Annotated in this window: 22 protein-coding genes; 10 read left to right on the top strand and 12 right to left on the bottom strand. The window is 69.4% G+C overall.

The features are described from left to right. Positions 1-359 precede the first annotated feature (359 nt). From PZ894_RS17830 to PZ894_RS17820, 3 genes are read right to left on the bottom strand one after another with little or no spacing between them, the layout of a single operon-like run. Positions 360-2,135: a sulfatase gene (locus PZ894_RS17830; RefSeq protein WP_275746864.1), complete on the bottom strand. Its 1,776-nt coding sequence runs from the start codon at positions 2,133-2,135 to the stop codon at positions 360-362. Between the two features lie 3 nt (positions 2,136-2,138). Continuing rightward, positions 2,139-3,374, bottom strand: coding sequence for an MFS transporter (locus tag PZ894_RS17825; RefSeq protein ID WP_275746862.1), 1,236 nt, complete (start codon positions 3,372-3,374; stop codon positions 2,139-2,141). Next, entirely contained in the window at positions 3,371-4,732 is a 1,362-nt protein-coding gene (locus PZ894_RS17820) for a GH1 family beta-glucosidase (RefSeq protein ID WP_275746860.1), read from the bottom strand. The genes PZ894_RS17825 and PZ894_RS17820 overlap by 4 nt, the downstream gene beginning before the upstream one ends. Before the next feature lie 97 nt (positions 4,733-4,829). Here PZ894_RS17820 and PZ894_RS17815 point away from each other — a divergent pair, with 97 nt between their 5' ends. The 3 genes from PZ894_RS17815 to PZ894_RS17805 all read left to right on the top strand — a co-directional run bounded on the left by PZ894_RS17815 (position 4,830) and on the right by PZ894_RS17805 (position 6,462). After that, positions 4,830-5,450: a TetR/AcrR family transcriptional regulator gene (locus PZ894_RS17815; RefSeq protein ID WP_275746859.1), complete on the top strand. Its 621-nt coding sequence runs from the start codon at positions 4,830-4,832 to the stop codon at positions 5,448-5,450. A 529-nt stretch (positions 5,451-5,979) separates the two neighbouring features. Further along, on the top strand, positions 5,980-6,120 hold the full coding sequence (locus tag PZ894_RS17810; RefSeq protein WP_275746857.1) for a type II toxin-antitoxin system RelE/ParE family toxin: 141 nt from the start codon (positions 5,980-5,982) through the stop codon (positions 6,118-6,120). 21 nt (positions 6,121-6,141) lie between these two features. After that, positions 6,142-6,462 carry a HigA family addiction module antitoxin gene (locus tag PZ894_RS17805; protein WP_275746855.1) on the top strand — a complete coding sequence of 107 codons (321 nt, stop codon included), beginning with the start codon at positions 6,142-6,144 and terminating at the stop codon, positions 6,460-6,462. Positions 6,463-6,703: 241 nt separating this feature from the next. On the opposite strand, the gene PZ894_RS17800 is transcribed toward PZ894_RS17805, so the two are convergent. Together PZ894_RS17800 and PZ894_RS17795 are read right to left on the bottom strand one after the other, a co-directional pair. After that, positions 6,704-7,342, bottom strand: coding sequence for a response regulator transcription factor (locus PZ894_RS17800; RefSeq protein WP_345799161.1), 639 nt, complete (start codon positions 7,340-7,342; stop codon positions 6,704-6,706). Between the two features lie 26 nt (positions 7,343-7,368). Beyond that, positions 7,369-8,505: a sensor histidine kinase gene (locus tag PZ894_RS17795; RefSeq protein ID WP_275746851.1), complete on the bottom strand. Its 1,137-nt coding sequence runs from the start codon at positions 8,503-8,505 to the stop codon at positions 7,369-7,371. A gap of 181 nt (positions 8,506-8,686) precedes the next feature. Here PZ894_RS17795 and PZ894_RS17790 point away from each other — a divergent pair, with 181 nt between their 5' ends. Further along, complete coding sequence (locus PZ894_RS17790) at positions 8,687-9,403, top strand: hypothetical protein (RefSeq protein ID WP_275746849.1); 717 nt, start codon at positions 8,687-8,689, stop codon at positions 9,401-9,403. A gap of 433 nt (positions 9,404-9,836) precedes the next feature. After that, positions 9,837-10,109 carry a hypothetical protein gene (locus tag PZ894_RS17785; protein ID WP_275746848.1) on the top strand — a complete coding sequence of 91 codons (273 nt, stop codon included), beginning with the start codon at positions 9,837-9,839 and terminating at the stop codon, positions 10,107-10,109. Between the two features lie 51 nt (positions 10,110-10,160). Here PZ894_RS17785 and PZ894_RS17780 read toward each other — a convergent pair whose 3' ends face one another. Then, positions 10,161-10,709 carry a TIGR03086 family metal-binding protein gene (locus PZ894_RS17780; RefSeq protein ID WP_275746847.1) on the bottom strand — a complete coding sequence of 183 codons (549 nt, stop codon included), beginning with the start codon at positions 10,707-10,709 and terminating at the stop codon, positions 10,161-10,163. Positions 10,710-11,022: 313 nt separating this feature from the next. Here PZ894_RS17780 and PZ894_RS17775 point away from each other — a divergent pair, with 313 nt between their 5' ends. From PZ894_RS17775 to PZ894_RS17765, 3 genes are all read left to right on the top strand, one after another. Next, positions 11,023-11,295, top strand: a complete 273-nt coding sequence (locus PZ894_RS17775; protein WP_275746846.1) for an SHOCT domain-containing protein — start codon at positions 11,023-11,025, stop codon at positions 11,293-11,295. 183 nt (positions 11,296-11,478) lie between these two features. Next, positions 11,479-11,676: a hypothetical protein gene (locus PZ894_RS17770; RefSeq protein WP_275746845.1), complete on the top strand. Its 198-nt coding sequence runs from the start codon at positions 11,479-11,481 to the stop codon at positions 11,674-11,676. A gap of 22 nt (positions 11,677-11,698) precedes the next feature. Continuing rightward, positions 11,699-12,058 (top strand): hypothetical protein, encoded by a 360-nt coding sequence (locus PZ894_RS17765; protein ID WP_275746844.1) that lies wholly within the window; start codon positions 11,699-11,701, stop codon positions 12,056-12,058. A 45-nt stretch (positions 12,059-12,103) separates the two neighbouring features. Here the strand turns inward: PZ894_RS17765 and PZ894_RS17760 are convergent, their stop codons facing one another. Next, entirely contained in the window at positions 12,104-13,252 is a 1,149-nt protein-coding gene (locus PZ894_RS17760; RefSeq protein WP_275746843.1) for an amidohydrolase family protein, read from the bottom strand. A gap of 108 nt (positions 13,253-13,360) precedes the next feature. Here PZ894_RS17760 and PZ894_RS17755 point away from each other — a divergent pair, with 108 nt between their 5' ends. Together PZ894_RS17755 and PZ894_RS17750 are read left to right on the top strand one after the other, a co-directional pair. Further along, the gene (locus PZ894_RS17755) at positions 13,361-13,711 is read left to right on the top strand and encodes a Rieske (2Fe-2S) protein (RefSeq protein WP_275746841.1); all 351 of its coding nucleotides are present in this window, start codon (positions 13,361-13,363) and stop codon (positions 13,709-13,711) included. Positions 13,712-13,827: 116 nt separating this feature from the next. Continuing rightward, on the top strand, positions 13,828-15,033 hold the full coding sequence (locus PZ894_RS17750) for an endo-1,4-beta-xylanase (RefSeq protein ID WP_275746840.1): 1,206 nt from the start codon (positions 13,828-13,830) through the stop codon (positions 15,031-15,033). A 21-nt stretch (positions 15,034-15,054) separates the two neighbouring features. On the opposite strand, the gene PZ894_RS17745 is transcribed toward PZ894_RS17750, so the two are convergent. From PZ894_RS17745 to PZ894_RS17725, 5 genes are read right to left on the bottom strand one after another with little or no spacing between them, the layout of a single operon-like run. Beyond that, the gene (locus PZ894_RS17745; RefSeq protein ID WP_275746839.1) at positions 15,055-16,065 is read right to left on the bottom strand and encodes a Gfo/Idh/MocA family oxidoreductase; all 1,011 of its coding nucleotides are present in this window, start codon (positions 16,063-16,065) and stop codon (positions 15,055-15,057) included. Continuing rightward, entirely contained in the window at positions 16,062-17,063 is a 1,002-nt protein-coding gene (locus PZ894_RS17740; RefSeq protein WP_275746837.1) for a Gfo/Idh/MocA family oxidoreductase, read from the bottom strand. The genes PZ894_RS17745 and PZ894_RS17740 overlap by 4 nt, the downstream gene beginning before the upstream one ends. Next, positions 17,060-18,265, bottom strand: coding sequence for a hypothetical protein (locus PZ894_RS17735; RefSeq protein ID WP_275746835.1), 1,206 nt, complete (start codon positions 18,263-18,265; stop codon positions 17,060-17,062). The genes PZ894_RS17740 and PZ894_RS17735 overlap by 4 nt, the downstream gene beginning before the upstream one ends. Further along, positions 18,262-19,281 (bottom strand): carbohydrate ABC transporter permease, encoded by a 1,020-nt coding sequence (locus PZ894_RS17730; protein WP_275746833.1) that lies wholly within the window; start codon positions 19,279-19,281, stop codon positions 18,262-18,264. The genes PZ894_RS17735 and PZ894_RS17730 overlap by 4 nt, the downstream gene beginning before the upstream one ends. Then, positions 19,278-20,216 carry a sugar ABC transporter permease gene (locus tag PZ894_RS17725; protein WP_275746831.1) on the bottom strand — a complete coding sequence of 313 codons (939 nt, stop codon included), beginning with the start codon at positions 20,214-20,216 and terminating at the stop codon, positions 19,278-19,280. Before PZ894_RS17725 ends, PZ894_RS17730 begins: the two co-directional genes overlap by 4 nt. Positions 20,217-20,227 lie beyond the last annotated feature (11 nt).

The raw sequence follows: 20,227 nt of genomic DNA, 5'->3' as shown, positions 1-20,227 counted from the left end.
CGATCTCTCCCCGCGCGACGCGGAGGCGAACCAACAGCTCCAGGTCGCAGGAGCTCGCCCGATCACGCTCGGCGGAGCGTCCATCCGGAACGGGCCGCCATCGTGCCCGACGGTGACACTGATCGGCGGACAAGCAGCCGGAACAAGGCTGGCCCGAGACCGCACCTGCGCCGCGAACCTCAAGCGTGGAGACTCCCGAAGCGCTGGGACCTCAACCGGTCTTCTCGGAGGACGAGCAGCGCGCCGACGGGACCAGTTCTCCGAGCGGCAGCTAGCGACCGAGCGCTCACCTCGCGGGGAGCTTGCGGTGTTCGATCCGCTGCGTTGACATCGGCGGGCCGGTCCCCCCGAGTCGCAGGTCAAAGTTGGGTCAGGTCCTGCGCGATCGCATGCAGTGCGGCGTCGGGGATGATGCCGACCGCGACGCCGGCGATGTCGACTAGTCCCATCGTGAGCACCTCGTCGGGCAGCGGTCCGTCGACCAGGTCGCCAAGGTGACGCCGGAGCACCTGGCCGGCCGCGGGGTCGGCGAGCAGGGTCGCCACCGGAGCGGTGACGTCGAGACGACCTGATGGGAAGTCGGAGGCGCGCGGCGGTCGCAGCCGTGAGGTCTGCACCTGATCCTGCTGGACGCGGCAGAGCAGATGCTCGGACATCACCGGTCCCACGGGCGGTAGCGCCATCCGTTCGAACTGCTCGGGCGGCGCGTCGTGGCGCACCATGAGGTCCCGCAGCAGCGTGGCCATCCGCAGCTCGACGCCATCGTCCAGCAGGGGATGCTCCTGGAGCGGGTCTGCCTCGAGGTCGAACAGCATGGTGCCGAAGGCATGGGGGTCGGTGTAGGAGGTGCCGGGGACGCGCAGGACCGGAACGCCCTTGGTGAAAGAGAACGGCTCGGCGAGCGTCGCCTCACGCAGTGTCTCGACCGGGAAACGGCCGCGCATCAGAGTGGGCATCAGGGTGTACTCCGCCAGTGGCCGGTTGCCCGGGTTCGCCGGCGCGCGCATATAGACATAGCGCCCGTCGGTCACGTTCACGTGGCCCCCGAAGATGCCGAAAAGGCCGGCTTCGCGCACCGGCTCGTCGGAGGCGGCCGTCGCGCGCAGTGTCCGGCCGTGCATGTCCGGCGTCGCGGGGACGTCGAAGTGGTCGAGCAGGGTGGGCCCCAGGTCGATGGTCTGCACGAGCGCCGAGCGCCGCTCCCCCGCGACCCGGGTGCGCGGGTCCCAGAGGAAGAGCGGTAGATGGATGGTCTCGTCGTAGAACGGCGGCGCGTTCTTGCCCCACCAGTCGTGCTCACCGAGGAGGAACCCGTGGTCGGTGCAGACGATCAGCATCGTGTCGTCCCACATCTGGTGTTGGTCCATCACCGCGAGCACCCGACCCAGGTTGCGGTCGCACATCGTCAGCAGCGCAGAGTAGAGGGATCGGACGTGCGCGACGGTCTGTGGTGACTCCGCGACGCGTACGTAGTCGGGCCAGTCGAGCTCGGGGCCGTCGTAGCCGGTGTCGTAGAGCTTGCGGTAGTCCTCGTAGGTGAAGAACGGCTCGTGCGGGTCGAAGGTCTCGATCTGGAGGAACCAGTTGTCCTCCCCTGCGTTGGTGTCGATGAAGTGGAGCCCGGCATCGAAGGTGAGCGTCTGCGGGTGCACTGCCTCGGTGCCCATGTAGAGCCGGTTGACCCGGTCCTGGCGGCGCAGCTCGGCGTTGGTGGTCGTCGGGGAAAGGTTGTCCGGGACCGGCGGGTCCGCGACGTGGCCCTTCCACTCGTCACCCTCCTGGCCGCGGAAGAACTCGAAGGTACGGAACCGCGGGTGGTAGGTCGCGCCCCCGTCGGTCCAGTAGTGCTGGTGATCGGTGGTCAGATGGGTATAGACGCCCGCTCGGGTGAGCATCTCCGGCACCGAGTCGTCGAAGGGCTCGAGCGGTCCCCACGCGCGGTGCAGGAAGTTGTGTCGTCCGGTGTGCAGCTCGCGTCGTGAGGGCATGCACGGCATGGAGCCGCCGTAGGCGTTGTCGAATGTGACCGCGCGCCGGGCCAGGTCGGCGAAGTTCGGCGCTTCCACGCCGGTGGCGCCGTACGGCGGGAGGTAGCGCCGGTTCAGGGTGTCGAAGAGCACCAGGATCGCTCGCATCGGCTACCGCACCCCCCTGATCCGTGTCACCGACCACACGCCCATCACCATGACCGCCGCGGCGGCGGCGTACAGGGCACGGTAGCTCTCCCCCGTCACCGCGAGCACCGTGAAGCCGACCAGGGGCGCGATCGGCAGATGCTGAGCGGCGTTGACCAGTCCGAGGTCACGCGCTCGGGTCTCGGGCTGCGGGAGCACGTCGGTGGTCAACGCCTGGTCGACTGAGAGGAAGGCTCCGTAGCCGATCCCGAGCAGGCACGCTGCGATCATCGTCGCTCCCCAGGTTGGCGAGACCACCAGCAGGAGGGCGGCGAGCACCTGTAGCATTCCGCCGGCGACCACCAGCGGACGCCGGCGGAGCAGCCGGTCCGAGACCACGCCCGCCGCGTAGGTGGCGAAGACGCAGAAGATCAAATAGACCAGCGTCAGCGCCAGCACCGCTGCGTCGGGGTTCGAGCGGCGCAGGACGTCATCGGCGTAGTAGAGCAGATAGGTCGTGCCGACGAGATTGCCCGCGTTGATCAGCACCCGCGTCGCCATCGCCCAGTAGTAGTCCCGCGCCTCGGCGAGGCGTGGCGGCGCGATGTTGTGGCGCAGCCCACCTCGCACGCGAGCCGTCGGCGACGGGGCCGGCTCCCGACGGCCGAGAAGGAACGGCAAGCAGACGACAAGGGCAGCGACTCCGATCACCAGCCAGCCGGTGGTGACGTCGGTGATGACGCTGGTGACCACCACCATGCCCCCAGCCAGCGCGAGCACCTGGGAGACGCCGAACGCGGCCGACGCCCGGCCGCGCTGCGCGACCGGGACCTGGTCGGCGATCATTGCGCTGAGTGCAACCAGTACGCAGGCCTCGCCGACTGCGACCAGGACCAGCAGCAGACACACCAGCGGCACCCTTTCCGTGAACCCGACCAGGACGAAGGTCACCGACGCCAGCGCGAAGCCGCCCACGGCCCAGACCCGACGTCGCCCCCAGGCCAGCACTGTCCGGTCGCACAGATAACCGACCAGCGGTACGACCAGCACGACCGTCAGCAGCATCACCGCTTGGAAGAGACTGACCAGCTCGACCTTGCGACCGGGATGGATGGACTTCGCCAGTTGGGCGAGCATGATCTGGCCGGGCAGCATGACCAGCAGCCAGAAGCCCAGCCAGGCGAGGCCGAAGAGCCACAGCCATCGTGTGTCGACCGGAGTCGTCGGCTCGACGACCTCGGTGCAGCGCGCCGTGCTCACGCGCGAGCCCGGGCGATGTGATCGGCATACCACCGGAAGGAGTCCTTGGGGATCCGGCGCTGGGTCTCGAAGTCGACGTGCACGAGACCGAAGCGCTGCTCGTACCCCGCGGCCCACTCGAAGTTGTCGAGGATCGACCAGTGGAAGTACCCACGCACGTCGACGCCCGCGTCCACGGCCGCGCGCAGGGCGCGTAGGTGGGCGTCGAGATAGTCGATGCGGCGCTGGTCGGCGACGCGGCCGGCCGCGTCCGGCCGATCACCGTAGGAGCAGCCGTTCTCGGTGATCATCAGCGGCGGCAGCTTCTCGTCGTACCGCTCCCGTAGCGCGATGAGCAGCTCGGTCACGCCAGCGGGGACCACGGGCCAACCGAAGTCGGTGAGCGGAACCCCCTCGATGGGTGGGAAGGAGAACGGCAGCCCATCCGGTACGGCAATACCGTCGACCTCGTCCGGGCCATCGACGGGAGCGCCGACCCGGGTCGGGTTGTAGTAGTTGACGCCGTACCAGTCCAGCGGTGTCGCGATCGTCGGCAGGTCGCCGTCCTCAACCGGCATCATCTCGGCCCAGTCCGGCGGGTACGTACCGGTGAGGATCGGGTCGGAGAAGAGCCAGTTGTTGAGCACGTCGAACGCATCCGCCGCGGCCACATCATCCGGGCTATCACTCGCGCGCCAGGTCGGCGAGTGGCTCACCGCGATCCCGATGTCCCGCGCTCCCGCCGCCCGCAGCGCCTGTACGCCGAGGCCGTGTGCGAGGAGCTGGTGGTGGGCGACCGGCAACGCGCCGAACAGGTCGCTGCGCCCGGGGGCGTGCACGCCCAGCGCGTAGCCGAGCATCGTGACCTCCCGCGGCTCGTTGATCGAGATCCAGCGCGACACCCGGTCACCGATCCGGTCCACTACCCGCTCGACGTATTCGGCGTACCGGTGCGCGGTATCCCGCTCGAGCCACCCTCCCTCGTCCTCCAGCGCCTGCGGGGTGTCCCAATGGAACAGGGTCGGACTCGGGGCAATGTCAGCGTCGACGAGCTCGTCGACCAGACGGTCGTAGAAGTCGAGTCCGGCTGAGTTGACCGGTCCCCGGCCGTCCGGCACGACCCGCGACCACGAGATCGAGAAACGGTAAGAATCCACGCCCAGCTCGCGCATCAACGCGACGTCCTCGCCGAAGCGGTGGAAGTGGTCGCAGGCAACCGCGCCACTGCTGCCGTCGGCGATGCGCCCCGGCTGGGCGGTGAAGGTGTCCCAGACCGACATCCCGCGACCGCCTTCCGCGACCGCACCTTCTACCTGGTAGGCCGCCGTGGACACCCCCCAGACGAAGCCGTCGGGGTAGCGGCCGGGGGTGCTGGTCATCGGGCGATCTCCTCGCGACGGTGTGGGTAGGGCCGTACGCTAGCAAGAAACCGAATATGCGCTAGGTTTTTGTTCCACCCATCCTTAGAGTGACGTCATGAGCACTCCCACGACCGGGCAGCGCCAGTACGCGAAGACCCCAGGCCAGCGGGCGCGGATCCTGGACGCGGCCATGGCCGTCTTCGCGCGACGCGGCGAGCGTGGCGCATCTTTGCGCGAGATCGCCGAGCGCGTCGGCATGAGCCAGGCCGGCGTCCTGCATCACTTCGGCTCCAAGAACGCGCTCCTCCTCGCCGTCCTGGATCGCTTCGACCAGGAAGATCAGCCCGGACACCCGCTGCTAACCATCGACGAGAGCGTCGCCTTCGTACGCGAGGAGCTCGTTCAAGGACTCCAACGCCCCGGCCTTTTCCAGCTCCAGATCACACTGGCCGCCGAGTCGATCGACCCCGCCCATCCCGCCCACGACTTTTTCGTCGATCGGTACCGTCGGGTGACCAGCCAGTTCGTCGAGCCCCTCGACGCCGCGGCGGCATCCGGCGGTCTGCGAGACGACGTCGACACCACGGCACTCGCTCACCTCGTGATGGGCGCGATGGAAGGCCTGCAGCTGCACCACGCTCTCAATCCGGAGGTGGACACCGTTGCTTCCTTCGACCTCCTCCTCGACGTCCTGGCCGAGGCATTCATCGTTAGCTCGACCCCAGACCAGGTCTGAGTCGACGCGACGGACCGTCTGACCGACGGCGTCGTCTTCCAAGGTCGCTTGGCTGCCAAGGTCCTCCGGCCTGAGGCAGAGACTGCGGGCATCCACCTGATGAGCTGCGAACCTCGGCTTCAAGGTATGCATCCGAGTTATCACGCGAAGCCAGCCATCCACACCAGCCTCCTACATCCCGGGGTCCGGGACCGGACCGTCTGCCGGCATTCACCAGCGACGCACCCGAGCGTCCGCGCGACCGAGGCCTGGACAGGCTCAAGCGAGAACCAGGACGCCATCGAGTGCACACCTGAGAGCCGTGACCTGCACATCCCTGCCTGGCGCCGAGTCGACGAGCCCGCGCAGTTGCCCATGTTTGCCGATAGTATCGTCACGCGTTAGCATCGTCTCGTGACCCGGTCCTTCAAGAACTCGGACACCGAGAGGGTCTGGAACCGCGAACACGTCCGGGCCCTTGGACCCGAACTGCAACGGGCCGCGCAGAAGAAGCTCCGGCTCCTCAACGCGGCCTCAGAACAGCCTGCGGGTGCCTCCCGGCAACCGCTTGGAGAAGCTGGTCGGCGACCGGGCCGGCCAATACTCCATCCGCGTCAACGATCAATATCGGATCTGCTTCGTCTGGACCGATTCCGGCCCGATCGACGTCGAGATCGCCGACTACCACTGAACGCCACGAGAGGAGACGAGCATGGCCATCACGACGAAGGCACCCAGTTCCAAGGCGCACGACCCGATCACCCCGGGTGAGATCCTGTTGACCGAGTTCTTGGAGCCACTCGGCATCAGCCAGTACCGCCTCGCCCAGGCCACCGGTCTCCCCCAGACCCGGATCAGTCAGATCGTGCGCGGCAAACGCGCCATCACCACCGACACCGCCCTTCGTCTGTCCAAGGCACTCGGCCTCGACGACCGGTTCTGGATCAACATCCAGACCGACTACGACCTGGAGGTCGAGCGCGACCTGCACGCCGACGACCTGGCCAAGGTCACCGCCCTGGTCGCGATCTGAACTCGGCAACGTGCGGCCCCACGGAGGCCCCAGCGCCAGCTGAACCCGCGTTTGCGCAGGTCAACACCGGTGCGTAGATCACTACTACGACATCTGATATGTAGGCCGCTCCTGTCAATGGGCAGGGTGAGGCGCCGCCACTGAGAGCGATCCCTGGCCAGGAAGATGCCCTCTGTCGTCTTCCAGTGTCGGGGGTCGTTCGTCATACCGTCGTGGGTCACGGGTGACCCAGGGTCCGCGCTTAGGCCCCGGGACGGGCGATCCCGTTCTCGTAGGCGTAGACCACGGCCTGCACTCGGTCGCGCAGCCTCAGCTTGGCGAGCACCCGCGCGACATGCGTCTTGACGGTCGCTTCGGAAACGACGAGCTCCCCAGCGATCTCGGCGTTCGAGAGCCCCTTCGCCATCTGAGTCAGGACTTCGCACTCGCGTTTCGTGAGCAGGGCAAGGTCCGGGGAGGGCCGGACCTCGGCGGCGGACAGGCTGCCGAATCGCTCGATGACCCGTCGGGTCACCGCCGGGTCCAGGAGGGCATCCCCTGCCGCGACGGTGCGGATCGCACGGACCAGGGTCTCGGCTGGTGCGCTCTTGAGCAGGAATCCGCTCGCGCCGGCGCGCATGGCGTCGTAGACATAGTCGTCCACGTCGAAGGTAGTCAGCACGATCACGCGTGCTTCCGGTAGCTGTCCGAGTATCTCCCGCGTTGTGCGGATCCCGTCCATCCGTGGCATCCGGACGTCCATCAGGATCACGTCGGGACGCAGGCGCTGCGCCTTGGTCAACGCGCTGGGCCCGTCGTCCGCCTCCCCTACGACCACGAGATCCGGCGGTTGCTCCAGCAGCAACCGAAAGCCGGCCCGAACCATCTCCTGGTCGTCCACGAGCAGCACCCTGACCGCCGCGGCACTCACAGCGACGCCACCGGAAGCTCGGCTCGAAGCCGGAATCCACCCGACTGCGGCGAGGCGACGTCGAGGTGGCCACCGTGCAGGTCCACCCGTTCCTGGATGCCGATCAGGCCGTGGCCAGCGCCATACCCGATTCCGTCCCCGGCTCCGACTCCGTCGTCGGCAACGAGCAGCGACACCATCTGCTCCTCGTACCCGATCTCCACGAGGACGTGCCGCGCCCGCGCGTGCTTGCGCACGTTGGTGAGTGCTTCCTGGACGATGCGGTACGCCGAGACCTCCACACCCGGCGACAGCGACGGCGGGCTTCCCCGCACGTGCAGCTGGACGTCCAGACCGACCGCACGAGACTGACCCACCAACTCGTCGAGCGCGGCCAGGGTCGGCAGCGGCTCCAGGGTCTCGCGCTCCCCCTCCGTGCGCAGGATGCCGAGCAGCTGACGCAGCTCGGCAATAGCGCGCCTGCCCTGGTCTTCGGCCCGAGCGAGCGCGTCGCTTTCGGATACGAGGAACCCGGGCAACCGGCTGCGTACGGCGCCCACGTTCAGCACCATCACGCTCACGGCGTGCGCGATGGTGTCGTGCAGCTCACGCGCGAGCCGTCCGCGCTCGTCGATGACCGCGGCGGCGGCATACTGCTCCCGGGCCATCTCCGCGCGCGCGGCCCGCGCGGCCTGCGTCGCGGTGCGCTCCAGCTGTGCCCGCAGTGCCGCACCGGCGATCGCCGGGCCACCCACCCACAGGGCGATGAACGGGTAGTTGGCGAGGGTCTGATCCGCGGGTGGGAGACCAAACAGCGAAAGCCACGCCAGCGACAGAATCCCCGCCACCGCCACCGCCGCGCGGTGCGGTGCGGTGTGCCGACCCACGGAGTAGGCAGCCACGAGCAGGGCCGCGAGGAGGGCAAGCCCGTCGAGGCGAAGGCCGAACGCCGTCTTGAGGGCGACACCCCCCGCACATGCGAGAGCAGCCGCTACGGGAGCGCTCCGGCGCCATGCGAGCGCGGCTGGCGATGCGACCGCGACCCCAAGCGTGACCGGCAGCGCTCCACGCACGGTGCCGGTGACCACCTCGGCGACCGCACATGCGACGAGGAGCGCAGCGATGCCCACGTCGGAGCGCGGCGGCCAGTCCATGGCTCGAAGTGTAGAAAGCGCCGGGGCCAGCTGGCGTCATCACTGAGGCGGAGACCCCGTTCCCTCGCCTACGCCGGATGACCGACCGGAGATCGCACCGCATGAGGACGCGCTGCACGGCTCCGAGTCTCCACACTCCAACCGTCCCATGCGAACCGTCGCCGATACAGAGGAGCCGATCATGACCATGACCATCCAACCGGGAAGCAGCAAAGCTGTCGTCGACCCACGCACTCGCGCCGGGCTCGCCGGCCTCGTCGTGAGCGCGGTCCTACTGGCGCTCGGCCGGCTGATGACCACGCCGGGCGGGGGCCCCGCCGAGCGACTGCAACAGATGTCGGGGACCGATGTCCGCGTCACCGCGAGCGCGCTGCTCACGATCCTCGGCTTCGTCGCGCTCGTTCTCGGGCTGCTGACAGTCGTCGCTCGGATCCGCGGGCGCGGCGCCACCCTCGCCACCGTGGCAGGGGGTCTGGTCGCGCTCGGTGGGGTCGGGATGTCGGTCTTGACCGCGGTCGACCTGAGCACCCTCGCCGCGACCCGTGCCGGGCCGGACTCCGCCATGCGCGACTACCTCCACCAGCTCGACGTGAGTCCAGGCATCCTGGGGCTGACGCCGGTCGCGGTGATCGGCTACCTGATCGGACCGTTCCTGGTCACGCTTGCCGCCCGCCGCGCGGCATTCGTCCCGAGGTGGCTCCCCTGGGCGACGCTCGGAGTACTGCTCCTGCAGCCCGTCGCCGCGGGTGCAGGCGGTCCAGCTGTGACGCGGGTGGTCGACGCCGTCTTCCAGGTCATGCTCGTCGCGCTCTTCTGGGTGCTCGCCCGGTGCACGCTCGCGCACGCGGAGCAGGAAGGGGCGAGCGCCGGCCGGAACGGGCGGGCACCGACCAGCTGAGGCGACGAGGCGGCGACCCCGCACCGACCTCGACTGTGCTGACCAGGGCGCGCCCCACGTCGAGATCCATGGAAGCGCGAAGGGTCACGCTCCCGGTGGCTCTCCCGGTGGCGGGCGGTCATGATCAGATCGGTTCACGCAGATCCTTGATGAGCGGCGCGCCCATCTGCTCCATGCTCGCGAACCGCAGAGCGCGGTCGCGCAGGGACGCGAGGCGCGGCGAGCTGATGAACACGAGTCGGGCCAGGCGGCGCGACTGGGTCTGCGCGGCCTCGACCCGCTGCCGGCGCCGGCGCTCGCGGCCGTCATCGGCACGGTCTGCGAGGCCGAGGGACGGGCGCTGGAGGAGCGCCTAGCCGGAAGCCACGACCCGGTCGAGGCCGGTCGAGCGTACTGGCACCACGTCGCGGAGACTGCTCGCACCTTCGCCCCGTTGTTCTACGAACTGTCCGCGCACGCGATGTACGGCAAGCCGTACGCCGAGCACCTCCGGCACGTCCTGACCGATGCCTGGCTCTCCGGATTCAGCAGGGGGTTCGCGCGGGTCACCGACGAGTCGCGGGCCGAGCGGCTCGCGCGCCTGTGCCTGGCCGTGGGCCGGGGTATCCTGTTCGAGATGGCACTGACCGGCGACCGAGAAGCTGCCGACAGTGCCATCGACGAGTTCACCGCGATGACTCGACAGGCGCTCGAGCCCGACCGTTGAGCGGTTGGCGGGATCGGCGGTAGAGAAGTCCTCATCCGCCGATCGGATTCCCTACGGTCGACGCCCGAACCAATCGAGCAGGCGGGTCTGCGGTGAAGCATCGGGGGGAAGCGTGCCGCTGGGGCCCGCGCCGTAAGCACCGTACGCGAGCATCTCGTCGAGGTGAGGCTCGACCACCTCGACGAGGTCGGCAACGAGTCGCGGATCGAGGTCCTCCTTCAAGTTCGCGGCGCGCAGAAGGTCCCAGGCATGAACCACCAGGTCGACGAGACGAAACCGCAAGAACGCGGCAGCGGGGATGACACCCTTCGGGCCGGCGACAGGCTGGCCCGGCGCTGCTGCGGCGAACGCCTCCTTCTGCTGCCGTACCGAGTCAGCCACTGCGGCGACCGGATCAGCTCCGAGTGGATCACCCGTAAGGCTGGCCTTCGCTGCGGCGCGATCAACGTCCTCGAGAAGCATCGCCGTGAATCGGTTCCCCACCACCACGTGCTCGATCAGCTCGCGGACGGAGACCTCCGACGGCGTAGGCCGATCCCATGAGTCCTCAGGAAGCTGACGGACCACTCGTTCGAACTCCGCAGACGCCTCGTCGATCAACCCCGTTCGCACAGGCAATTCCGGGTCCCTCCACATCGTGAGCTGGAATCTCGGTCCGGCATCTTCAGCGGACGAGACTGACGGAGGCCACCGAGGCCCTCCCCTGCTCGCCCGATCGGCTGCTCCTCGACAACATGACGACAGTCGATCTTCGCATGGTGACTCGAGAGCAGGACGCCCCTGACCGCCTCGGGGTCCCCTCGGGGTCGTCGTACGTCAGATTGCGTACGCCGGGGTCGCCGCCGCGCGGATGTCACCGCGAGCTGCTCGATCCAGGCTGGGTGTGTCATCCAACACCCACGAGGGAGCACACATGTTCACCGACATCATCACCGCCGACGTCATCGCCCAGAGCGCGGATCACTGGGATCGGCCCGACTGGTGGCCCATCTTCCCCATCGTCTGGCTCCTCGTCATCGCGGCCGTCATCACGCTCTTCGCCGTCAACGCCCGCCAGCGCGCGCTGCACGCAGGGCCGCGCGCCGGTGAGCGTCGACTCGCGGAGCGCTACGCCGACGGCGAGATCGACGAGGGCGAGTATCGGGCGCGACGCGCGGTGCTCCGGAGCAGCCACGACAAGCCCTGACCAACTCCTCGGGCGGGCCGCACAGCAGGCGAGGTGCTGAGTGCTGAATCACAATGCCGTGCAAGATTCCCTCAAGCGGGTCCCATGGCAGCGCTCCCACAGGAGTTAATGGTGGCTCCGGCGCTCACGCAGGCCGGGGCTCGGCGCAGGGGGCGCCGGGGTACTGCCTGAGGGGGCATAGGCATGGGCGTAGCTGAACTCGTCGACAGATCCGCGGCCGCGGCGCTGAGTCGGGCCTCGCAGCTCCAGCAACACTTGCGCGAGGCCGACGGCGCTGCCGACCCGGTGCTGGACGAATGCCGCGACGAGATCCACCGGCTCGTGGCCGACATCGTGTCGCTGAGGAACGCAGCCGAGTTGCTCAAGCGCGAAGTCGCGTAGATCTGCGTTCTCGGGAGTTCGCATGGCGACGCTCGAGGACGTCCGCTGGTTGGGCACCGAGCTCGAACGCTCCTACGAGGTCTTCGTACGGGGCAGGCTCAAGTTCCGAGTCCGACAGATCGTGTACGTCGCGTTCTCCCTCGACGAGACCGTGATGGGGTTCGCCTTCCCCAAGGTGGAGCGGGACGCACTCGTCGCGGGAGAGCCGCAGAAGTTCCACCAGCCGTCGGCGGCGGACCTGCGCTTCAACTGGGTCCATGCCGACCTGGCGGCGCTGGACCCGGCAGAGGCACGGGAGCTCGTCGTCGACGCGTGGCGCATGGTCGTGCCCCAGAAGGTCGCTCGCGCCTACGATCTCGCGCACCCCGGCGGTCCGGGATGATCCAGCCACCCCGCGCCGGGGCGGCGACCCTGTGCGGGCCCCCGGCTACAACCGGTCTCCGTAGGTCTCGATCGCGTTCTCGCTCGCGACGCGCTGCCGGATGTCGGCGGGCAGGGTCGTCAGGGCGTGCCGCGGGTCGTCGAAGTCCCAGTGCGGGTAGTCCGAGCTGAACATCAGCGTCCTGTCGGCGCGGGCGATCTCGCAGAGCACGTGGAGGTGGTGGCGCCGCTTCGGCTCCGGCAGCGGCTGGGTGGTGAAGCGCACGTGGTCGACGAGGTACTCGCTCGGGAGCCGCCGGATCCACGGCACCTCGTCGCGCAGGCCCTTGACGTTCTTGTCCAGCCGCCACATCACATCCGGGATCCAGCCGAGCCCACCCTCGGTCAGGACCACCTTGAGGTTGGGGAAGCGCTCGAAGACCCCGTGCACGACCAGGCTGATCACGTTCGCCTGGAAGACCTGGCTCAGCCCGCTGTGCCACTCCACGTAGTAGGTCGGCGTGCCGCCGGCCATCGGCGGCGAGGTGCGGAAGATGCCCTCGCCCGAGTTGGGATGGACCGCGACTGGGATCCCGACCTCGTTGGCGGCCTCGTAGATCGGGTAGTAGTGCCGCTGACCCATGAGGATGTTGGTCAGCGGCAGCAGTACGCCGACGAAGCGCCGGTCCTCCGAGGCGCGCCGGATCTCCTGCGCGGCCAGCAGCGGATCCTGGGCGCCGACCACCAGGTAGCCGCGGTAGCGGTCGTCGGCGTCGAACCACGTCGTGGCCAGCCAGTCGTTGTACGCCGAGGCGATCATCGCCGCGGCGTCCGGATCGGGCATCGCGCCCAGCCCCAGCACCTCGCCGCCGATCAGCACGGCCCGGTCGATCTCGTGGGCGTCCAGCAGCTGCTGCGCCGTGAACGCCGGATCGGCGCCCGGCGCGGACCCGTCCGGGGCGCGGGCGTCGTCGCGCAGCACGCCGGCCTGGTTGACGTAGAGCATGTTCCGCGGGATCGACACCGCCTCGCGGTGGCCGACCGTGCTGAGGCTGCGCCGCTCGTCGAGGCCGAGTCGGCGCTGCGCGGCCTGCGAGAGGTACGGCCGGAGGTCGCCCATGCCGCCCTTCATGATCGGGTGCACGTCGCAGTCGACCAGTCGGTAGCGACTCGGTGCGGCGTCCTCGGCGGCGGGCTGGTCGAGCAGTTCGGTCATGAGGTCACTCCTGTGCGGACAACCGTTGCGGAGACGGTGCCTGAACCGTCAGAGTCATGCATAGCAAATCGTTTGGCACCGCGATAGAGCAACGGACGGGTGGATCGGATGGACGTGCGAGTCGGGACCGTCGAGGAGATCCGCAGCGAGGGCTGCCGGGTCGTCGACGTCAACGGGCGCCCCGTCGGCGTCATCAGCGTCGGCGACGAGTTCTTCGCGGTCAGCGATCGCTGCCCGCACATGGGTGCCTCGATGTGCACCGGCTCGCTGAGCGGCACGCTCGTGCCATCCGGACCCCACGAGCTGGTGTACGGCATGGACGACCGGGTGATCCGCTGCCCCTGGCACGGTTGGGAGTTCGACCTCGCGAGCGGCCGGTCGCTGCTCGAGCCCAAGCGAGTGGGCCTCAAGACCTACCGCGTCACGCAGCACGACGGCGAGGTCGTGCTGCACACCTGAGCCCGTCCGCGTCGGGGCTTGTCGTGGCACCCGGTCACGGCCTACCGTCGTGCCAATCGTTTTGCGTGACCCCCGTCACACGGACCGCCGAGACGGTCCCACCCCGAGGAGCCGCCATGCACGACACCACCACCACCGTTGCCCGCCGATCGCTCCTGACCGGCGCCGCCGGAGCCGCCGCCGGCCTCGCCGTCGGGGCGGGACCACTTGCCGAGGCTGCCGCGGCTCTCGCACCGGCCGGCACCCTGCAGCCGACCGGTCGCCTTCCCCTGTGGCGCCAGGCCGGCCGGAAGGGGATCGTCTTCGGGTCGTCGATCGCGACCTGGCAGCTCGACAAGGGCTACCGCGGGCTCCACGACCGGGAGGCGGGGCTGCTCTTCACCGAGGACGACCTGCTCTGGTACCAGCTCAAGCCCAAGCCCAAGGCGCCGCTGAACTTCGAGCCCGGGGACCAGATCATCGGCTTCGCCGAGCGCAACGATCAGCTGGTCATCGCGGCACACCTCGCCTGGGACGAGGGCTTCGGCGAGGGCTGGACCGACGCCGACCTGTGGGACCTCAACCGCCAGGACGCGGAGGATCTGCTCTACGGCGTCGTGAGGGCCGAGGTCGAGCACTACCAGGGTCGGGTGAACGGCTGGATCGTCGCCAACGAGGTGACCGACCCGAACGAGGCCGACAAGCACGGCTTCCGCAAGAACGTGCCGTGGTACAGCACCATCGGGCCCGGCTACATCGCCGAGTGCTTCCACATCGCCGCCGAGAAGGACCCCGGCGCGCTCCGGATCATCAACGAGTTCGGCTTCGAGACCGTCAACGAGTGGGGCGACCGGCCCGGGCCGCGGCAGCGCGCCTATCTCAAGGCCATCGACCGGCTGCTCGACCAGGGCGCCCCCGTGCAGGCGGTGGGCATCCAGGGCCACCTGCTCGCCGACCGGTTCGCCCAGCGGTTCCACGAGAGGCGCTACCGCAACTTCCTCCGCGAGATCGCCGACCGTGGCCTGCCGATCCTGGTCACCGAGCTCGACGTGCTCGACGAGGGACTCCCGAAGAACCCGAGGAAGCGGGACCGCAAGGTGGCCGACGTCTACCGCCGCTATCTCGACGTGACGCTCGACGAGAGCGCCGTCAAGGTGGTCGTCGCCTTCGGCCTCACCGACCGCTACACGTGGCTCGACGAGGACCAGCCCCGCGAGGACGGGTCGCACCGCCGGCCACTCGCCTTCGACCGCCGATTGAACCCGAAGCCGGCCTACCACGCGATCAGCCGGGCCTTCCGGCACGCCCCGGTGCGCGAGCCGCTCTGGCAGCTCGAGAAGTAGCCACCCCGCCGCGCGAGGCGGCTACCGGACCGCGACCGCCACGCCGCCGGCCGCGGACCGGTAGCCGGCCAGCGCCACCTCCAGGGCCCGCAGTCCGTCGTCTCCGGTCGCACACGGGTCGAGCACGGTGCCGGCGCGCACCGACGCGAGGAACGCCTCGATCATCACGCGGTCGTGGTCGTCCGCGAAGGAGGCGTGGCGCAGGCCGCGGCCGCCGCCCTCGCGGGCGCCGACCAGCTGCACCGACTCCGCGCCGTCCGTCAGGTCGAGCGCCCCCTCGGTGCCGACCACGCGCAGCGAGAAGTCGTAGTCCCACGGGTGGTCCGCCGGCACGGACCAGCTCGGGTCGATGCTGCCGACCGCGCCGTTGTCGAAGCGCAGCGACACCACCGCGACGTCGTCGACGGCCAGACCCCAGAGCAGCGCGCCCGCCTCGGCCGACACCTCGGCGACCTCCAGGCCGGTGAGGTGGCGCATGACGTCGGTGACGTGCACCGAGTGGTCGATGAGCGCTCCCCCGCCCGCGGCGACCGGGTCGGTGATCCAGGCCGGGTACGCCGGCGGCAGCGGCGGCCGACCCCGGTTGGCGCCGACCATGCCGATGATCTCGCCCAGGCGCCCCTCGAGCACGGCCGCCCGGGCGCGGGCCACGACCGGCAGGAAGCGGGACCCGAAGGCCACGTGCAGCTGGACACCGGCCGCCGTACAGGCAGCCACCATCGCCTCGGCGTCGTCGAGGGTGGTGGCGATCGGCTTCTCGCAGAGCACGTGCTTGCCGTGCGCGGCGGCGAGCTCGACGTGCGCCCGGTGCTCGTCGTTGGCACTGCAGACCAGCACGGCGTCGACGGACCCGACCAGCTGCTCGGCGGACTCGGCAGACGCGAGGCCGAAGTCCTGGCGGATCCAGCGGGTGTGCTCGGGCTCGTCGTCGTGGACGCCGACCACCTCGGCGTCGGACGACTCCGTCAGCGCCCGGGCGTAGGCCCAGGCGTGACCCGTGTGCGCGGCGCCGAGGATCCCGATCCGGGTCACGAGACCTCCCAGGTCGTCAGGTCGACGGTCCGGCCAGAACGAGCGGACTCGAGGGCCGCGAGCGCCATGCGCAGCGACTCGGTCGCCTCGACCGCCGGCACCGGGGGCGGGCCGCCGGCGCGACAGGCATCGAAGAACGCGCCGAGCTCGCGGGTGAACTCGCGGTCGCCGAGGGCGTCCCACCACTCCGGGTCGCCCTCGCGGGCGTGGAGCACCCCGGCCATCTGGTGGTCGTTGTCCCACGACAGCCGACCCCCGGTGCCGACGAGCTCGGCGCGCAGCTTGAACCCGCGCGAGGCCGGGTGGGCCCAGCTGCACTCGACGTGGGCGATCGCGCCGCTCTCGTAGCGGACCGTCGACAGGGTGTACGTCGCGGGACCGGCGCCGCTGTCCGCGGCCATGCAGTGCACGCGTACGGCGGGGCTGCCGATCACCCACCGCGCATAGTCGAAGCCGTGCACGGCCTGGTCGAGCAGCGGCCCACCGGACGTCGCCGGGTCCGTCAACCAGCCGGCCTCGCTCCAGCCCGGCAGCGAGGACGTCGTGGAGTGCGTGACCATCCGCAGCTCCCCGATCTCGCCGGCGCGCACGAGGTCGCGGGCGAGCCGGTGGTCGGGGGCGTAGCGGGCGACCTGCCCGATCGACAGCAGGCCGGGGGCGGCCTCGGCGGCCGCGAGCACCCGGCGTGCGTCGTCCATGGTGCGGGTGATCGGCTTCTCGCAGAGCACGTGCCGCTCCGCCCCCAGCGCTGCGATCGTCGCGTCGGCGTGCGCGGTGGGCGGCGTGCAGACGTCGACGACGTCGACGCCGGTCGCGAGAAGGTCGTCGAGGTCGCCCACGGCCTTCGCGTCGTGCTGGCCGGCGAGCCGCTCGGCCTTGCCGGGCACCGGGTCCGCGACGGCGACCAGCCGCACGCCCGGACAGGCGCGGTAGGCGTGCGCGTGCACGCCGGCGATCAGGCCGGCCCCGAGGAGACCGACGGTCACCTCGGCGGTCACTGCGTGCGCACCGGGATGGTCGGCGCCTCCGTGTGGAGGTCGGGTCCGAAGAAGAGGAACACCACCAGGTCCTCGCGGCCGGTGTTGACGACCTCGTGGTCGCGGGTCGCCGCCGCGTGGGTGACGACGAGCTCGTCGCGGCCGGGCTCGCCGCCCGAGATCTCGTGCCCCGAGTGGCGCCCCGTCCCCGACCACGCGAAGACGCTGTAGACGCCCGGCTCCCGCAGCCGGTGGGTGCCACCGGGCGGGACGACCAGCCGCTTCCCGGCGTACCTGGTCGTGTTGTAGAAGACCCAGGTCTCCTCGCCGTCACCGCCGGCGCCGACGACGGGCTGCGGGCTGAGGTGGCGGTGCTCGTAGAACCAGGGATCGCCGTTGACCTCCCAGTCCACGAAGCCGAGCGGGAAGCGTTCGCCGTGCTGCTCGCGGTCCTGCGGCCGGACGTCCTTGAAAAGCAGGTCCTTGGAGATGATCCGGCCCGCGTTGAGCGCCTGGAACATCGCCAGCACGTCGGAGTCCTCCTGGAGCTCGAGCGTGAGCCCGGTGCCCGGGGCGTGCAGCACCCCGGACGGCACGTGGAAGCCCTCGCCCGCGACCTGGAGCTCCGCCCGCGCGTGCCGCAGGATCAGGTCGCTGTCCCAGTCCACCAGGTAGGGCAGCAGCACGTCGTGGGCGCGCTGCTCGGCGATCCACGGATGCACCCCGAAGAAGGTCTCCGGGTGCGCGCCACGGTCCGCGTCGGGCAGGAAGTGGTAGGACTCGTCCTTGGCCCGACAGCCCACGAGCGACGCGAACTCCTGCGGCGGGTGGATGTGGTAGGGCAGGCGGTAGGCGTAGTCGAAGATCTTCGCCAGCCGCCCGAGGCCCGCCGGGTGCGCCGCGGCGTACGCCGTGCCGAGGATCGACTCGGGACTCGCGGCGACCGCGTCCCGGAGCAGGACCCGCTCGCCGTGCTCGCCGACCACGTGGCTGAGCCCCTCGTCGTCGGGACCGACCCGGTTGTCGGCCTTCGTCGTGGACGCCAGCCAGCGCTCGCAGATCGCGCCGCGCTCCCCCACGTCGTACTGGTCCTCGGGCAGGCCGAGCCGACGACCGGGCGGCAGGAAGTCCCGCGCGACCCAGGCTGGCTCGCATCGCAGCACCCCGTCGCCGGCCGAGAGCAGGCGGTCGACGACGGCACGAGTCCGGTCGGCCGCGTTCACCCCTTGATGCCCGTCACGGCGATGCCGCGGACGAAGTGCCGCTGGAAGATGATGAAGACGACGACCATCGGCAGTGTGGCGATGACCGAGCCCGCGAAGAGCAGGTTCCAGTCCGTCTTGTTCTGCACCACGAACAGCGCGAGCCCGACGGGCGCGGTGATCTTCTCCGGGTCGGACATGATGATGAGCGGCCAGAAGAAGTCCTCCCACGCGCCCTGGAAGGTGAAGATCGCGTTGGCGGCGAGGGCCGGCATGCACAGCGGGAGCACGACGCTCCAGAAGATCCGGAACTCGCTGGCCCCGTCGATGCGGGCGGCGTCGAGCAGCTCGTCGGGGATCGACAGCATGAACTGGCGCAGCAGGAAGATCCCGAACGCACTCACGACACCGGGCATGATCAGGCCCCAGTAGGAGTCCAGCCAGCCGTGGCCGCCGTTGCCCAGCCAGTCGTTGCCACCGAAGAAGGGGATGTGCTGGACGATGATGTAGTTCGGGATCAGCGTGACCTGGCCCGGCACCATCATCGTGCCGAGGAACAGCACGAAGATGACATTGCGGCCGGGGAACTTCCGCTTCGCGAACGTGTAGGCGCACAGCGCGTTGAAGAAGGTCTGCAGCACCGTGATGGACACCGCGACGATGGCGCTGTTGAGGAACCAGCGCCACTCGCCGTGTCCCTGCGCCTGCTGGGCCTCGGTGAGCGTGCCGACGTTGAGGAACCCCTTGTAGCCGTCGACGGTCGGGTTGTCCGGGATCCAGGTCGGCGGGTTGGCGAAGATCGTGCTGATCGGCTGGAAGGACGCGCTGATCAGCCAGGCGAACGGCGCGACGAAGAGGATCGCGATCGGCGCGAGGATGAGGTACGTCGCCAGCTTGGCCTTGAGGCTGACGTACTCCTTCTCGCGCGGGGCGCCGGCGGGGCGGCGGTTCCTCTGCCTGCGGACCCGCCGGGGCAGGACCGGCGCGGCCTCGGACGCCAGGCGGTGGGCGGTGGGCTCCTCGGTGATGCCTGTCACTGAGTGCCTCCGTCCTTGAAGAGCCGCAGCTGCAGCGCGGTGAAGACCAGGAGCATCGCGAAGAGTGCGAAGGCCAGCGTGCTGGCGTAGCCCATGTCGTAGTACTTGAAGGCCCAGAGGTACATGTAATAGACCATCGTGGTCGTCTTGTTGACCGGCCCTCCGCTGGTCATCACGAAGATCTGCGTGAAGACCTGCAACGAGCCGATGATGCCGATGACGAGCAGGAAGAGCGTCGTCGGCCGCAGCAGCGGGATGGTGACGTAGCGGATCCGGCGCCAGGTCCCGCAGCCGTCGAGCTTCGCCGACTCGTAGAGCTCGTAGGGGATCGACTGGAGCCCGGCCAGGTAGACGACCATCGAGAAGCCGACGCCGCTCCACACGCTCATCAGGACCACGGCGGGCATCGCCAGGTTCTTGTCGGAGAGCCACAGCAGCGGCTCGTCGATGATGTGGCCCTTGAGCAGGTAGTAGTTGAAGAGCCCGAACTCCCCGTTGTAGAGCCACTTCCACAGCAGCGCCGAGACCACGAACGGGGTGACGACCGGCAGGTAGTACGCCGTCCGGAAGATCGCCCGGCCGCGGATCGGCTGGTTGAGCAACAGCGCGAGAGTGAGCCCGATGATCATCGTCAGCGGCACCGAGGCCCCGGTGAAGTAGACCGTGTTGAGGACCGACTGCACGAACCGCTCGTCGTGGATCATGTCCTCGTAGTTCTGCAGCCCGACGTACGGCTTCTCCGGCTCGATGATGCTCCACCGGTGGAACGTCAGATAGAACGCGAAGATCAGCGCGGCCAGGGTGAAGACCGAGAAGATGATCACCCCGGGCGCGATGAAGAGGTACGCCGACCTCTCACGCCACATCCTCCAGAAGAACTTCCGCACCCGGGTGTCCCGGACGTCCTTCCTGACCGGCGCGACCGCCGTCGACATACGTTCTCCTG

The sequence above is a fragment of the Nocardioides sp. YIM 152315 genome (assembly GCF_029210375.1).
Taxonomy (GTDB): domain Bacteria; phylum Actinomycetota; class Actinomycetes; order Propionibacteriales; family Nocardioidaceae; genus Nocardioides.
This window is presented reverse-complemented; position numbering and strand designations above follow the sequence as displayed.

Excerpts from the sequence above, each read along its gene's own strand:
- PZ894_RS17830 (WP_275746864.1), bottom strand. The coding sequence starts at position 2,135 with ATGCGAGCGATCCTGGTGCTCTTCGACACCCTGAACCGGCGCTACCTC.
- PZ894_RS17820 (WP_275746860.1), bottom strand. The coding sequence starts at position 4,732 with ATGACCAGCACCCCCGGCCGCTACCCCGACGGCTTCGTCTGGGGGGTG.
- PZ894_RS17815 (WP_275746859.1), top strand. The coding sequence starts at position 4,830 with ATGAGCACTCCCACGACCGGGCAGCGCCAGTACGCGAAGACCCCAGGC.
- PZ894_RS17805 (WP_275746855.1), top strand. The coding sequence starts at position 6,142 with ATGGCCATCACGACGAAGGCACCCAGTTCCAAGGCGCACGACCCGATC.
- PZ894_RS17795 (WP_275746851.1), bottom strand. The coding sequence starts at position 8,505 with ATGGACTGGCCGCCGCGCTCCGACGTGGGCATCGCTGCGCTCCTCGTC.
- PZ894_RS17790 (WP_275746849.1), top strand. The coding sequence starts at position 8,687 with ATGACCATGACCATCCAACCGGGAAGCAGCAAAGCTGTCGTCGACCCA.
- PZ894_RS17775 (WP_275746846.1), top strand. The coding sequence starts at position 11,023 with ATGTTCACCGACATCATCACCGCCGACGTCATCGCCCAGAGCGCGGAT.
- PZ894_RS17770 (WP_275746845.1), top strand. The coding sequence starts at position 11,479 with ATGGGCGTAGCTGAACTCGTCGACAGATCCGCGGCCGCGGCGCTGAGT.
- PZ894_RS17765 (WP_275746844.1), top strand. The coding sequence starts at position 11,699 with ATGGCGACGCTCGAGGACGTCCGCTGGTTGGGCACCGAGCTCGAACGC.
- PZ894_RS17760 (WP_275746843.1), bottom strand. The coding sequence starts at position 13,252 with ATGACCGAACTGCTCGACCAGCCCGCCGCCGAGGACGCCGCACCGAGT.
- PZ894_RS17755 (WP_275746841.1), top strand. The coding sequence starts at position 13,361 with ATGGACGTGCGAGTCGGGACCGTCGAGGAGATCCGCAGCGAGGGCTGC.
- PZ894_RS17750 (WP_275746840.1), top strand. The coding sequence starts at position 13,828 with ATGCACGACACCACCACCACCGTTGCCCGCCGATCGCTCCTGACCGGC.
- PZ894_RS17725 (WP_275746831.1), bottom strand. The coding sequence starts at position 20,216 with ATGTCGACGGCGGTCGCGCCGGTCAGGAAGGACGTCCGGGACACCCGG.